Origin of the sequence: Actinomadura rifamycini DSM 43936 (assembly GCF_000425065.1) — a bacterium.
GTDB lineage: Bacteria > Actinomycetota > Actinomycetes > Streptosporangiales > Streptosporangiaceae > Spirillospora > Spirillospora rifamycini.
Genome location: NZ_AULB01000011.1, coordinates 85,444 through 98,420, shown reverse-complemented (window position 1 = coordinate 98,420; position 12,977 = coordinate 85,444). Strand labels below are relative to the sequence as shown.

Genomic DNA, 12,977 nt, shown 5'->3' with positions numbered 1-12,977 from the left:
CCGGCGGCTACCCGGGCCCCTGCTCCTCCGCCTCCCCGCCGGGCTCGCGGGACCGGCGGAGGAGCAGGTCCGCCGCCGTGTAGGCGTCGTGGCGGCCGTCGGCGACAACGGCGGCGAGCCGGGCGAGCTCCGGGTGGGCGCGCAGGCGGGTGTGGGCGAGCGAGAGGATCTGCGCGTGCGCGCGGGACGCCCGCCGCTCCGCGGTGTCGGCGCGGTGGTGGGCGTCGATCGCCTCGACCAGCTCCGGCAGGCCCGTCCCCTCGGCCGCCACGAGGGTGAGCACCGGGGCGCCCGTCTCGATCCGCAGCTCGCGGACGGTGCGCGCGGCGCCGTCCCGGTCGGCCTTGTTCACGACCAGCAGGTCGGCGACCTCCAGCAGCCCGGCCTTCGCCGCCTGGACGGCGTCGCCCGCCCCGGGCGTGAGGACGGCGACGGTGGGGTCGGCGACGGCGGCGACCTCGATCTCGGACTGCCCCACGCCGACCGTCTCCACCAGGACCAGGTCGAACGCCAGCGCGCCCAGCAGCCGGACGGCGGCGGGCACGGCGGCGGCCAGGCCGCCGAGGTGGCCGCGCGTCGCCAGCGAGCGGATGAGCACGCCGGGGTCGGTGGTGTGCGCGGCCATCCGGATGCGGTCGCCGAGCAGCGCGCCACCGCTGTACGGGGAGGACGGGTCGACCGCGAGCACCGCGACCCGCAGCCCGCGCTCCCGGTAGGCCCCGACGAGCGCGGCGGCGGTCGTCGACTTGCCCGCGCCGGGCGGCCCGGTCAGCCCGACGACCCGGGCGGTCCCCGCTCCGGAGGCGGGGGCGGGGACCGGGTCCGCGTCAAGGGCGGCGAGGACCTCGCCGCGGCGCTCCCCCTCGACGAGGCTCAGCAGCCGGCCCGCCGCCCGGGGCGAGCCGCGGCGGGCCGCGGCGAGCAGCCCGGGGACGTCCGTCCCGGGCGCCCCCGAAACCGGCGCGCCCGCCGCGGGCACGTCCGCCGCAGGCACGTCCGTCACGGGGCGGGGACCTCGATCACGGTGGCCGAGCCCATCCCGCCGCCCGCGCACATCGCGGCGACGCCGACGCCGCCGCCGCGGCGGCGCAGCTCGTGCACCAGCGTGACCAGCATCCGGGCGCCGGTCGCGGCGACCGGGTGGCCGAGCGAGCAGCCGCTGCCGTTGACGTTGACCCGGTCCGGGTCGAGCCCGAGCCGGCCGACGGTCGCGACGCACATCGCCGCGAACGCCTCGTTGATCTCGAACACGTCGACGTCCGCGGACGTCATCCCGGCGCGGGCCAGCGCCTTCGGGATCGCCTTCACCGGCGCGAGCCCGGTGATGCGCGGGTCCACGCCGACGGACGCCCACGACCGGACGGTCGCCAGCGCGGGCAGCCCGTGCCGGCGGGCGAACCGGTCGCCGGCGACGACGAGCGCGGCGGCGCCGTCGTTGGCTCCGCAGGCGTTGCCCGCGGTGATGCTGAACCCCTCGATCTCGGGGTGCAGCGGCTTCAGCGCGGCGAGCCTCTCGAGCGTGGTGTCGCGGCGCGGGTGCTCGTCGACGGCGAACGTGCCGTGCGGCGTCTCGATCGGGACGATCTCCGCGTCGAACCGTCCCTCGTCGATGGCGCGGACGGCGTTGCGGTGCGAGCGCAGCGCCCAGGCGTCCATCTCCTCCCGGGACACGCCCGCCTCGACGGCCGCGTTCCAGCCGACGGTGATCGACATGTCGCGGTTGGGGGCGTCCGGCCGGTCGGGGTGGGTGGGCGGGAACCAGTCGGTCCACTCGCCGTCCACCCGGAACGACGACTTCGGGGCGGTGGACGCCGAGTTCACGCCGCCCGCGACGACCAGGTCGTCCATCCCGGCGCGGATGCCCGCGGCGGCGCTCTGCACGGCGGCCTGCCCGGCGGCGCAGTGCCGGTTCTGGGCGAGGCCGGGGACGCCGGTGAGCCCGGCGGTCAGCGCCGCGTGCCGGGCCACGACGCCGCCCCCGTACAGGCCCTCGGCGAGGATCACGTCGTCGATGAGGTCGGGGTCCAGGCCGGACGCCGCGCGGGAGACGACGTGGTGGGCCAGGTCGAAGGCGGTGGTGTCGCGCAGGGTCCCCTTGAACGCGGTGCCGATGGGGGTGCGCAGCGCGGACACGATGACGGCTTCGGGGGCGGTCTCAGGCATGGGCGGACTCCAGGTCGGCCAGCAGGGTGCGGCGGAGGATCTTTCCGGTGTCGGTCTTCGGCAGTTCCGCGCGGAAGACGATCGCGTCGGGCGTCTTGGACGAGCGCAGCCGCTCCCTCGCCCACCGCCTGATCTCCTCGGGGTCGCCCTCGCCGACGACGACCGCGACGATCCGCTGCCCCCACTCGGGGTCGGGCGGGCCGACGACGGCGGCCTCGGTGATCCCCGGGTGGCCGAGCAGGACGTCCTCGATCTCGGCGGGGGCGATGTTCTCGCCGCCCCGGATGATGGTGTCGTCGGCGCGGCCCTCGATGAACAGGTAGCCGCCGCCGTCGAGCCGGCCCCGGTCGCGGGTGGCGAACCAGCCGTCGGCGTCCAGCACCGTGCCGCCGCCGTACTCGCCGGAGATCTGGTCGCCGCGGACGAACACCAGCCCGGTCTCGCCGGGCGCCGCGGGCGTCCCGTCGTCGCGGCGGACCTGGAACTCCACGCCCGGGACGGCCCGGCCGACCGACTCCAGCCGGGCCCGCACCGCGGGGTCGGCGGACGCGAGCGCCTTGCGGTGGTCGTTCGGCCCGAGGACCGCGACCGAGGACGCCGTCTCCGTCAGCCCGTAGGCGTTGACGAACCCGGTGCCGGAGAAGAGCCGCAGGGCCCGTTCGAGCACGGGCCGCGGTGTGCGCGCGCCCCCGTAGGCGAGGGTGCGCAGCGTCGGCGCCCCGGCGTCGTCGCCGTCGGCCTCGGCGACGATCCGGGCGAGCATCGTCGGGACGACGAGGGCGTGCGTGACGCCTTCGCGCCGGACGGTCGCGAGCCACTCGGCCGGGTCGAACCGCGCCATGTAGACGACGCGGCGGCCGGTGTAGATGTTGGTGAGCAGGTTGGCCAGCCCGGCGATGTGGTACGGCGGGACGGCGACGAGCGCCGCGTCCTCCTCCCCGGCGGACGCGAACTCGAGGGTGTTCATCACGTAGGCCAGCAGGTGCCGGTGCCGCAGGACCGCCGACTTCGGCGCCGAGGTCGTCCCGCTGGTGTAGAGCAGGACGGCGACCTCGTCGCCGTCCGGCAGCTCCCCGGGGTCCGCGCCGGCGGGCGGGTCCGCCGCGTCGAGGAGGCCGTCGAGGTCGCCGGGGCCCAGCACGAGGGCGCCGGGGTGCCGGTCGCGCAGCGCGCCGAGCTGCTCCTCGCCGAGCCGGTAGTTGAGGGGGACGAACGGGACGCCCGCGATCGCCGCGCCGAACAGCGCGACGGGGTAGGCGAGGTGGTTGGTGCCCAGGTAGAGGACCGCCGGGTACTCCCGGAACCGATGCGCCGCGGAACGGGCGAGGCGCAGGAGCTCGGAGGCGGTGCAGGAGCGGCCGCCCGCCGCCCCGTCGCCCGCCGACACGGCCACCCGATCACCCGCCGAGACCGCCATTTCGAGGATCATCGCAATGTTCATGAGAATGCTATTCTCGCTCAGGTAGATCCGTATTAGCAAGAGAGGGGACACCGATGCAGATCAGCGGGAGCTCCGCGGTCGTGGTCGGCGGGGCGGGCGGCCTCGGCGAGGCGACCGTGCGCCGGCTGCACGCGGCCGGCGCGAAGGTCGTCGTCGCCGACCTCGCCGACGAGAAGGGCAAGGCCCTGGAGGCCGAGCTGGGCGTCCGGTACGTGCGGACCGACGCCACCGAGGAGGCCGACGTCGAGGCCGCGGTCGCCGCCGCCGCGGACGCCGCCCCGCTGCGCGTCTCCGTCGACTGCCACGGCGGCCCGGCGACCGGCGGGCGGCTGGTCGGCCGCGACGGCGCGCCCCTCGACCTCGCGGGCTTCCGGAAGACCGTCGACGTGTACCTCACCGGCGTGTTCAACGTGATGCGGCTCGCCGCCGCCGCGATGGGCCGCCGGGACGACGCGGAGGGCTCGCGCGGCGTCATCGTCAACACCGCGTCGATCGCCGCGTTCGAGGGGCAGATCGGGCAGCTGCCGTACGCGGCCGCCAAGGGCGGGGTGGTCGGCATGACGCTCGTCGCCGCCCGCGACCTGTCCCCCCTCGGCATCCGCGTGGTCACCATCGCGCCCGGCACCTTCAACACCCCCGCGTACGGCAAGGCCGGCGACAAGCTCGAGGCGTACTGGGGACCGCAGGTCCCGCACCCGCGCCGCATGGGGCAGAGCCCGGAGTACGCGGCGCTCGTCGAGCACATCTGCGAGAACGACTACCTCAACGGCGAGGTCATCCGGCTCGACGGCGCCCTCCGGTTCCCCCCGAAGTGAGCCCGCCGGGAGGCCCCGGGAGCCCTGCTCCCGGGGCCTTCACCGTGCTCCCGCTAGTCCGCGCTCTTCGCGAGCCGCGCCATGCTCGCCGCGAAGTCGTCCGTCTGGAACGACTGGTCCTCGGCGTTCAGCGCGAAGTCGAGGGTCGCCAGCACGGTCCGCTCGAGCTGGATGTTCAGGATGCGCTTGGTGCTCTCCACCGCCAGCCGCGGCAGGCCGGCGATCCGCTTCGCGCACGCCAGCGCCTCGGTGAGCGGGTCCTCCACCACGTGGTTCGCGAGCCCCATCTCCAGCGCCCGCCGCGCGGGGATGCGCGCTCCGGTGATCGCGTACTCCTTGGCGAACAGCAGGCTGGTGTGCAGCGGCCACGTCAGCGGGCCGCCGTCCGCCGCGACCAGGCCGACCTGCACGTGCGGGTCGGCGAGGTGCGCCCGCTCGGCGAAGTAGACGATGTCGCTGAGCGCGACCAGGCTGCACCCGAGCCCCACGGCCGGGCCGTTGACCGCCGCGACCACCGGCACCCGGCAGCGCGCCATGCCGAGGACGATGTCGCGGCCGTCCGCGAGCGACTTGGCGCGCAGCCCGGGGTCGCCGCGCAGCTCCTCCAGGTAGGCGAAGTCGCCGCCCGCCGAGAACGCCCTGCCGCGCCCGGTCAGCACGGCCGCGCGGGCGTCGCGGTCCGCGGCGAGCCGCGGCCACAGCCGCGCCAGCCCCGCGTGCAGCGGGTCGTTGACGGCGTTGAGCGCGTCCGGGCGGTTCAGCGTGATGATCCGCACCGGGCCGTCGGCGGTGACCTCGATCTCGTCCGGCATGTCGTACATGTGGCTCCTCGGCTTCAGTCGGGCCGGCCCGGGGGGCGGGTCAGGAGGGCAGGCGCAGGATGCGCTGGGCGATGATGTTCTTCTGGATCTGCGACGTGCCGCCCATGACGCTCTGGGCGCGGCTGTACAGGTAGGCGTGCAGCATCTCGGCGTCGCGGGTGCCGGCGACGGCCAGCGCCGCGTGCCCCACCGACTGCTCGGCCCACGTCATGAGCAGCTTGTCGAGGGACCCCTCCGGGCCGTGCGAGACGCCGTCGAGCCGTTCCGACAGCCGCCGCCGGACGTGCAGCCGCAGCATCTCCGTCTGGACGGCGGCCCACGCGAGCTCGTCCCGCGCCGTGCGGTCGGGCCCCGGCCCGTCCTCCGCCCGGGACGCCAGCTCGCGGACGAGCTTGCCGTACCGGGCCGAGAAGCCGAGCTCGGCGGGCTCGCGCTCGTGCCCGACGATCGTCATCGCCAGCGCCCAGCCCTCGCCGGGCGCCCCCACCATCCGGTCCGCGGGCACCCGCGCGCCGTCGAAGACCACCTGGCCGAACTCGGTGCTGACCCCGCTCATCATCGTCAGCGGCCGCTGCTCGATGCCGGGCTGCTTCATCGACACGATGAACCCCGACAGCCCCTTGTGGCGCGGGACGTCCGGATCCGTGCGGGCCAGCAGCAGGCACCAGTCGGCGACGTCGGAGTAGCTCGTCCAGATCTTGTGCCCGTGGACGACGTACTCGTCGCCGTCCCGGGTCGCGGTGGTGGTGAGCGACGCGAGGTCGGACCCGGCGCCGGGCTCGGAGAACCCCTGGCACCACCGCTCGGTCCCGTCGATCATCCCGGGCAGGAACGCGCGCCGCAGCTCCTCGCTCCCGTGCCGGCCGAGGCCCTGCACGAGGTAGCCGAGGCTCGGCCGGGGCGGCGCGCCCGCGCGGGCGAGCTCCTCGTCGAGGATCACGTCGTAGACGGGCGGCAGCTCGTGGCCGCCGTACTCCTCCGGCCACGACAGGCCGAAGAACCCGGCAGCGTGCAGCGTCCGGTGCCATTCGCCCGCCCGCCGCCAGTACTCGTCCCCCGAGGTCGGGAACGTCCCGGCGCGTTCGGCCAGCCAGTCGCGCAGGCGGGCGCGGAACGCCGCCTCCTCCGGCGAGTCACGAAAGTCCAAGGTCGATCTCCTCCAGTCGCGCGGGGAACAGCTCGGCGGACGCCAGCGCCCGCCGCAGGTACACGTGCGCGAGGCACTCCCAGGTGTTGCCGATGCCGCCGTGCACCTGCACCGCCGTCTCGCAGACCGCCCGCGCGGCCCGCGCGCAGTACACCTTCGCGATCCGGGCGGCCCGCAGCGCCTCGTCCGCGGTCAGCTCGTCGACGGCCCAGGCCGCGTGCCGCAGGACGCTCACCGACCCCTCGATCAGCGCGCGGCCCTCGGCGAGCGGGTGCGCGACGGCCTGGTAGGAGCCGATCGCCTTCCCGTACTGCTCGCGGACCCCCGCGTACCCGACCGCGAGCGCCAGCGCGCCGCGGGCCGCCCCGACGAGGTCGGCGGACGTGACGGCGAGCGCCAGCGCGAGCCGCCGCCCGGCGGCGTCCGGGTCCAGCGCGCCCGCCGGTTCCAGCGCGCCGACCTCCGCGGCGCGCCGGGTCAGGTCGGTCCCCGGGAGCACCGCGCCGACGGGGCCGGCGAGGACGCGGCCGTCCCGGACGACGAGGGCCCGGTCGGCGCCCGCCGCGTCCACGGCCTCGACCGTCCCGGCGGCCCGGCCGGCCGCGACCGTCCCGGCGGCCCGGCCGGCCGCGACGTCCACGGCGATCGTGCAGGCGTCGCCGACCTCGGCGTGCGGCCGCAGGTCGTCGGCCAGGACGGGCCCGGCGAACGGGACGTCGACCAGCCCGCGGGCGAACTCCTCGGCGACGATCGCGACCTCGACGCCCGAGGCGCCGTCCGAGCGCAGGGTCCGCCAGCCGGTCGCGGCGACCGCCTTCTCCAGCCGGGCGGCGCGGTCGGCGTCGGCGAGGTCCTGGACGGATCCGGGGCCGAGGTCGTCGGCGAGCCGCGCGGCCGCGTCCCGCAGCTCGCGCTGTTCAGTGGTCAGTCGCGCGTCCATGACGCTCCTTGAGTACTCGGCGCAGCACCTTGCCGGAGGGCAGGCGGGGGATCTCGGGCACGACCGCGACGCGGCGCGGGCGCTTGTAGCCCGCGAGCCGCTCGCCGACGTACGCGATCAGCGCCGCGGGGTCGGGCGGCGGGCCCTGCGGGGCGACGGCCGCGACGATCGCCTCGCCGTCGGCCTCGTCGGGCACGCCGAAGACGGCGCAGTCCGCGACGCCGGGGTGGCCGTGCAGGACGGCCTCGATCTCGGCGGGCGCGACCTGGAACCCCCGCACCTTGATCATTTCCTTGGACCGGTCGGTGAGCGTCAGCCAGCCGTCCGCGTCGATGCGCCCGACGTCGCCGGTGCGGTACCAGCCGTCGGCGAAGCCCTCGGCCGTCGCCCCGTCCGGCAGGTAGCCCGCCATCAGCGACTCGGCGCGCGCCTGGATCTCGCCCACCTCGCCGGGGCCGAGGGGCTCGCCGGTCTCCAGCGACACCGTCCGCAGCGTCACGCCGGGCACGGCGCGGCCCGCGCTGTCGAGCCGCGCGCCGTCCAGCGGGTTGCAGGTGATGACGGGCAGTTCGCTGGCGCCGTAGGCGGGCACCCAGCCGACGCCGGTCCGGCGGGTGACGGTCTCGGCGACGCTCGGCGTGACCGGCGTCGCGCCCCACATGATGAACCGGAGCGAGGACAGGTCGTAGGACTCGAGGCGGGGATGGTTCGCGAGCGCCAGCGCGATGGGCGCGACGGCCATCTCGACGGTGATGCGGTCGGCCTGAATGTGGTGGAGCATCCGGTCGAGGTCGAAGCGGCGGTGCAGCCGTAGCCACGCGCCCGCGTCCAGGGCGGTGACGATGTTGAGCAGGCCGAGGATGTGCGAGGGCGGCGTCGTGATCTGGATGCGGTCCCGGGCGGTCAGCGCGAGCGCGTCCCGCCAGTGCCGGACGGCGGCGGCGAACGAGCCGTGCGTGTGCCGGACGGCCTTCGGCATGCCGGTCGTGCCGGAGCTGAACACCAGGACGGCGTCGGCGTCCGGATCGGGGTCCTTGTAGGCGGCCGCGGCGGGCCCGACGGGCTCGTCGAGGTGCAGCATCGGCATCAGCCCGGCGAGGACCGGGTGGTCGCCGACCGCGTGCGCGGGCTCGGTGATCTCCAGGGCGTGCGCGACCTCGGTGCGCTTCCACGCCGGGCTGAGCAGGACGACCGCCGCGCCGAGCTTCCACAGGGCCCGGACCGCGACGACGAACTCGGGGCGGTTGGACGACATGAGCGCCACCCGCTGCCCGGCCCGCACGCCCCGTTCCGCGAGGACGGCGGCGAGGCCGTTCGCCAGGGCGTCCAGGCGTTCCACGCTGTACTCGCGGTCGCCGCCGGACTCGGGGTCCGCGTAGACGAGCGCGATCCGCTCTCCGGTGCCCGGAGAGCGCGGGTCAGGGGACGACATCGAGAGTCTCCCGTCCATCTGAAGAGAATGTCATTCTCATGATGTTAGAGCGTCCCGTCGTGCTCGCCCAGCCGGGGCGGCGGCCGGTGCTCCGCCGCGTGGCCCGCGACCCGGACCGGGCAGCGGACGAGCCGGAAGCCGCCGGCGGTCACGACCGCCTCGGGGGTCGCGGCGAGCGCCTCCGGGAGCGTCCGCACCGCCGCCGCCGGGACGCCCAGCGGGCGCAGCCGCGCCTCCCACCCGGCGGCCGTGTCGGCCGCCAGCGCCTCGGTGACCGCCTTCAGGACCTCCTCGCGCCGCACCGCCCGCTCCCCCATCGTCGCGAAGCCCGCGACCCCGGCCTCCGCCGAGAACGACCGCCAGAACGCGTCGTGGGTGATGAACAGCGCCAGATGCCCCTCCGCCGTCGGGAACAGCTGCGCCGGGACGTAGTAGGAGTGCGCGCCGTTCGCCAGCCGCCGCGGCTCGACGCCCTCGTTGAGGTACGCCGAGGCCCGGTAGTTGAGCTGCGACAGCATCACGTCCCGCAGCGACACCTCCACCTGCCCGCCGCGCCCCGAGACGATCTGGGCGAGCAGGCCGAGCGCCGCCGCCAGCCCCGCCGAGTTGTCCGCCGAGGAGTACCCGGGCAGCGTCGGCGGCCCGTCCGGGTCGCCGGTCAGCGCCGCGATGCCGGTGGCCGCCTGGATCACGTAGTCGAACGCCGGGTCGTCCCCGGCGTCCAGGCCGAACCCGGTGACGGCGACGCAGACGATCCGCTCGTTCCACCGCCGCAGCGCCTCGTACGTCAGCCCGTACTTGTGGATCGCCGACGGCTTCAGGTTCACCAGCAGAGCGTGCGCGTCCGCGGCCAGCTCGCCCAGCCGCGCCTGCCCCGCCTCGGTGCCGAGGTCGAGCCGGACGCTCCGCTTGCCCCGGTTGAGGCTCGCGAAGTACGCGTCGCCCACCTGCCGGGAGATGTCGCCGCCCGGCGGTTCGAGCTTCACCACGTCGGCGCCGAGGTCGGCGAGCATCATCGTCGCGTACGGGCCGGCCAGCATGTGGCCGACCTCCAGAACGCGGACCCCCGCCAGCGGCCCGGCGCCGCCCCCGGAACCCGCGGTCATCGCAGGTCCGCCGCGATCCCCGCGAGCACCTCGCGGGTCCGGCGCTTGGACGCCACCAGCTGCTCGCGGCCCTCGCCGATCGGCAGCAGCCGCACCGACAGGTCGGTGACGCCCGCGTCGGCGAACCGCCGGAACCGCGCCGCGATGGCCTCCTCGTCGCCCGCCGCGCACAGGTCCCCGACGTCCTTCGCGTCGCCGTGGTCCAGGAGCCGCTGGTAGTTCGGGGAGATCTCCGCCTCCCCGAGGATGCGGTTGGCGCGCTCGCGGGCCGCGTCCACCTCGGACGGCCCGCACAGGCACACCGGGACGCCCGCGACGATCCGCGGCGCGGGCCGTCCCGCCTCCTCGGCCGCCTTGGTGATGCGGGGCGCGACGTGCTCGGCGACCGCGCGCTCGTCGGCCAGCCACAGGACGGTGCCGTCGGCGCGCTCGCCCGCGATCCGCAGCATCACCGGGCCGAGCGCCGCGAGCATGACCGGCATCCGCGCGACCGGCCCGATGCCGAGCGGGTTGTGCACGGTGAACGTGCCGTTCTCGACGTCCACGTCGCCGGGGCCGCGCAGCGCGGCGTCCAGGACGTCCAGGTAGTCGCGGGTGTACGCGGCGGGCTTCTCGTAGGGCAGCCCGAGCATGTCCTTGATGATCCAGTGGTGCGACGGGCCGACGCCGAGCGTGAGCCGGCCGCCCGCGGCGGCCTGCGCCGACAGCGCCTGCCGGGCCAGCGCGATCGGGTGCTGCGCCTGGAGCGGGACGACCGCGGTCCCCAGCTCGATCCGCCGGGTGCGGGCGCCCATCAGGGACGCCGCCACCAGGGCGTCGAAGTCCGTCGGGACCTGCGGGATCCAGGCGGTGTCCAGCCCGGCCTCCTCGGCCCACAGGACGTCGTCGATCATCCGCCCAACCTTCTTGGCCGCGTCCCCCCGCTCCGGCCCGATCATCACGCCGACCCGCACAATGCCTCCTACGTCTGTGAAATCTGCTCGTCCGGCCGAGGCGGCCGTGGACCGGTGTCAGGCCGGCGCCGCGGTCAGCGCGCGGACCTCCGCGACGATGGCGTCGAGGGCGGTGCCGGTCGGGAAGACGGCGGCCGCGCCCGCGTCGGTCAGCCTGGGGACGTCCGCCGCCGGGATCGTCCCGCCGACGATGACGGCGATGTCGGACGCGTCGGCCTCCCGCAGGGCCGCGACGGTGCGGCCGGTCAGCGCGACGTGCGCCCCGGACAGGATGCTCAGCCCGACGACGGCGACGTCCTCCTGCACGGCGATCGCGACGATGTCCTCGACGCGCTGCCGGATGCCGGTGAAGACGACCTCGAAGCCGGCGTCGCGCAGCGCCCGCGCGACGATCTTGGCGCCCCGGTCGTGGCCGTCCAGGCCGGGCTTCGCCACCAGTACTCTCGCGGGCATCAGAACACCACCGGTTGCCGGAACTCGCCCCACACCGCCTTGAGCGCGGCGACCATCTCGCCGACCGTGCAGTACGCGGCGGCGCAGTCGATCAGGGGATGCATGAGGTTGGCGTCACCCTCCGCCGCGCGGGACAGGTCGGCGAGCCGGGCGCGGACGGCCGCGTCGTCGCGGTCGGCCTTGACCTTCGCGAGCCGTTCGAGCTGCCGCTCGCGGCCCGCCCGGTCCAGTTCGTAGGTCGCGAGCTCGGGCGGGGGCTCGTCGGACACGAACCGGTTCACCCCGACGACCGGCTTCGCGCCCGCCTCGATCTCCTGGTGCAGCGCGTACGCCTCGTCGGCGATGAGCCCCTGCAGGTAGCCGTCCTCGATGGCGCGGACCATGCCGCCGTGCCGGTCGAGGTCGTCCATGATCTCGACGATCCGCGCCTCGGTCTCGTCGGTGAGCGCCTCGACGAAGTAGGAGCCGCCGAGCGGGTCGGCGACGCGGGTGACGCCGGTCTCGTGCGCGAGGATCTGCTGGGTGCGCAGCGCGAGCGTCGCCGACTCCTCGCTGGGCAGCGCGAACGGCTCGTCCCAGGCGGCGGTGAACATCGACTGGACGCCGCCCAGCACCGAGGCCATCGCCTCGTAGGCGACCCGGACGACGTTGTTGCGGGCCTGCGGCGCGTACAGCGACGCGCCGCCCGCGACGCAGCCGAAGCGGAACATCGACGCCTTGTCGGTCGTCGCGCCGTACCGCTCCCGGACGATCGTCGCCCAGCGCCGCCGTCCCGCGCGGTACTTGGCGATCTCCTCGAAGAAGTCGCCGTGCGTGTAGAAGAAGAACGAGATCTGCGGGGCGAACTTCTCGATCGACATCCGGCCGCGCTCCAGCACGGTGTCGCAGTAGGTGACCCCGTCCGCGAGCGTGAACGCCATCTCCTGGACGGCGTTCGCGCCGGCGTCGCGGAAGTGCGCGCCCGCCACCGAGATCGCGTTGAACTTCGGCACCTCGGCCGCGCAGAACTCGATGGTGTCGGCGATCAGCCGCAGCGACGGCTCGGGCGGCCAGATCCAGGTGCCGCGGGACGCGTACTCCTTGAGGATGTCGTTCTGGATCGTCCCGGTGAGCTTCTCCCGGGGCACGCCCTTGCGCTCGGCGGCGGCCACGTAGAAGGCCAGCAGGATCGCGGCGGTCCCGTTGATGGTGAAGCTGGTGCTGATCTTGTCGAGCGGGATGCCGTCGAACAGGATCTCGGCGTCGGCCAGGGTGTCGACGGCGACGCCGACCCGCCCGACCTCCTCGCTCACCTCGGGGTCGTCGGAGTCGTGGCCGCACTGCGTCGGCAGGTCGAGCGCCACCGACAGCCCGGTGCCGCCCTGGTCCAGCAGGTACCGGTAGCGGCGGTTGGACTCCTCCGCCGTCCCGAAGCCCGAGTACTGCCGGAACGTCCACAGCCGCCCGCGGTACCCGGACGGGTAGTTGCCGCGCGTGAAGGGGAACTCCCCCGGCGCCGGCGGATCGGCGGCCCGGTCCGCCGGTCCGTAGACCGGGCGGAGCGGGATGCCGGACGAGGTCTGCACGATGTCGTTCATCGACGGATACGTTACTTCCAGAAAATGAGAATGCCAATACCGTTACCGAGAATCCGATGGTCAAACGTGGCTCGCGCACGTGGGGAGCGGCACGGCGTGGCCGGGCACGCCGAACGCGTACACCCGCAC

Annotated in this window: 12 protein-coding genes; 1 reads left to right on the top strand and 11 read right to left on the bottom strand. The window is 75.2% G+C overall.

From position 1 onward, the window contains the following. Positions 1-7 precede the first annotated feature (7 nt). From meaB to H505_RS0110770, 3 genes are read right to left on the bottom strand one after another with little or no spacing between them, the layout of a single operon-like run. Positions 8-1,003: a methylmalonyl Co-A mutase-associated GTPase MeaB gene (meaB, locus tag H505_RS41150; RefSeq protein ID WP_245592485.1), complete on the bottom strand. Its 996-nt coding sequence runs from the start codon at positions 1,001-1,003 to the stop codon at positions 8-10. Then, positions 1,000-2,163, bottom strand: a complete 1,164-nt coding sequence (locus H505_RS0110775) for a thiolase family protein (protein ID WP_026401985.1) — start codon at positions 2,161-2,163, stop codon at positions 1,000-1,002. Before H505_RS0110775 ends, meaB begins: the two co-directional genes overlap by 4 nt. Continuing rightward, positions 2,156-3,604 (bottom strand): class I adenylate-forming enzyme family protein, encoded by a 1,449-nt coding sequence (locus tag H505_RS0110770; protein ID WP_026401984.1) that lies wholly within the window; start codon positions 3,602-3,604, stop codon positions 2,156-2,158. The genes H505_RS0110775 and H505_RS0110770 overlap by 8 nt, the downstream gene beginning before the upstream one ends. 53 nt (positions 3,605-3,657) lie before the next feature. Here H505_RS0110770 and H505_RS0110765 point away from each other — a divergent pair, with 53 nt between their 5' ends. Further along, a complete protein-coding gene (locus H505_RS0110765) occupies positions 3,658-4,419 on the top strand; it encodes an SDR family NAD(P)-dependent oxidoreductase (protein ID WP_026401983.1) in 762 nt (253 codons plus the stop codon). A 53-nt stretch (positions 4,420-4,472) separates the two neighbouring features. On the opposite strand, the gene H505_RS0110760 is transcribed toward H505_RS0110765, so the two are convergent. From H505_RS0110760 to H505_RS0110725, 8 genes are read right to left on the bottom strand one after another with little or no spacing between them, the layout of a single operon-like run. Further along, positions 4,473-5,240 (bottom strand): enoyl-CoA hydratase/isomerase family protein, encoded by a 768-nt coding sequence (locus H505_RS0110760; RefSeq protein WP_026401982.1) that lies wholly within the window; start codon positions 5,238-5,240, stop codon positions 4,473-4,475. Positions 5,241-5,280: 40 nt separating this feature from the next. Next, positions 5,281-6,387, bottom strand: coding sequence for an acyl-CoA dehydrogenase family protein (locus H505_RS0110755; RefSeq protein ID WP_026401981.1), 1,107 nt, complete (start codon positions 6,385-6,387; stop codon positions 5,281-5,283). Continuing rightward, positions 6,374-7,327: an acyl-CoA dehydrogenase family protein gene (locus H505_RS0110750; protein ID WP_026402140.1), complete on the bottom strand. Its 954-nt coding sequence runs from the start codon at positions 7,325-7,327 to the stop codon at positions 6,374-6,376. Before H505_RS0110750 ends, H505_RS0110755 begins: the two co-directional genes overlap by 14 nt. After that, positions 7,305-8,777 carry a class I adenylate-forming enzyme family protein gene (locus tag H505_RS0110745; RefSeq protein WP_211238448.1) on the bottom strand — a complete coding sequence of 491 codons (1,473 nt, stop codon included), beginning with the start codon at positions 8,775-8,777 and terminating at the stop codon, positions 7,305-7,307. The genes H505_RS0110750 and H505_RS0110745 overlap by 23 nt, the downstream gene beginning before the upstream one ends. A 26-nt stretch (positions 8,778-8,803) precedes the next feature. Then, positions 8,804-9,865 carry a CaiB/BaiF CoA transferase family protein gene (locus tag H505_RS0110740; RefSeq protein WP_026401979.1) on the bottom strand — a complete coding sequence of 354 codons (1,062 nt, stop codon included), beginning with the start codon at positions 9,863-9,865 and terminating at the stop codon, positions 8,804-8,806. Further along, positions 9,862-10,818 carry an LLM class F420-dependent oxidoreductase gene (locus H505_RS0110735; RefSeq protein ID WP_026401978.1) on the bottom strand — a complete coding sequence of 319 codons (957 nt, stop codon included), beginning with the start codon at positions 10,816-10,818 and terminating at the stop codon, positions 9,862-9,864. Before H505_RS0110735 ends, H505_RS0110740 begins: the two co-directional genes overlap by 4 nt. A 57-nt stretch (positions 10,819-10,875) precedes the next feature. Further along, entirely contained in the window at positions 10,876-11,271 is a 396-nt protein-coding gene (locus tag H505_RS0110730) for a cobalamin-dependent protein (RefSeq protein WP_026401977.1), read from the bottom strand. Next, a complete protein-coding gene (locus tag H505_RS0110725) occupies positions 11,271-12,848 on the bottom strand; it encodes a methylmalonyl-CoA mutase family protein (protein ID WP_026401976.1) in 1,578 nt (525 codons plus the stop codon). The genes H505_RS0110730 and H505_RS0110725 overlap by 1 nt, the downstream gene beginning before the upstream one ends. Between the last annotated feature and the right edge of the window lie 129 nt (positions 12,849-12,977).

Bases quoted from the DNA above. Each gene is read 5' to 3' on its own strand.
- H505_RS0110725 (WP_026401976.1), bottom strand. From the start codon at position 12,848: ATGAACGACATCGTGCAGACCTCGTCCGGCATCCCGCTCCGCCCGGTC.
- H505_RS0110770 (WP_026401984.1), bottom strand. From the start codon at position 3,604: ATGAACATTGCGATGATCCTCGAAATGGCGGTCTCGGCGGGTGATCGG.
- H505_RS0110740 (WP_026401979.1), bottom strand. From the start codon at position 9,865: ATGACCGCGGGTTCCGGGGGCGGCGCCGGGCCGCTGGCGGGGGTCCGC.
- H505_RS0110765 (WP_026401983.1), top strand. From the start codon at position 3,658: ATGCAGATCAGCGGGAGCTCCGCGGTCGTGGTCGGCGGGGCGGGCGGC.
- H505_RS0110775 (WP_026401985.1), bottom strand. From the start codon at position 2,163: ATGCCTGAGACCGCCCCCGAAGCCGTCATCGTGTCCGCGCTGCGCACC.
- H505_RS0110745 (WP_211238448.1), bottom strand. From the start codon at position 8,777: ATGGACGGGAGACTCTCGATGTCGTCCCCTGACCCGCGCTCTCCGGGC.
- H505_RS0110730 (WP_026401977.1), bottom strand. From the start codon at position 11,271: ATGCCCGCGAGAGTACTGGTGGCGAAGCCCGGCCTGGACGGCCACGAC.
- H505_RS0110760 (WP_026401982.1), bottom strand. From the start codon at position 5,240: ATGTACGACATGCCGGACGAGATCGAGGTCACCGCCGACGGCCCGGTG.
- H505_RS0110750 (WP_026402140.1), bottom strand. From the start codon at position 7,327: ATGGACGCGCGACTGACCACTGAACAGCGCGAGCTGCGGGACGCGGCC.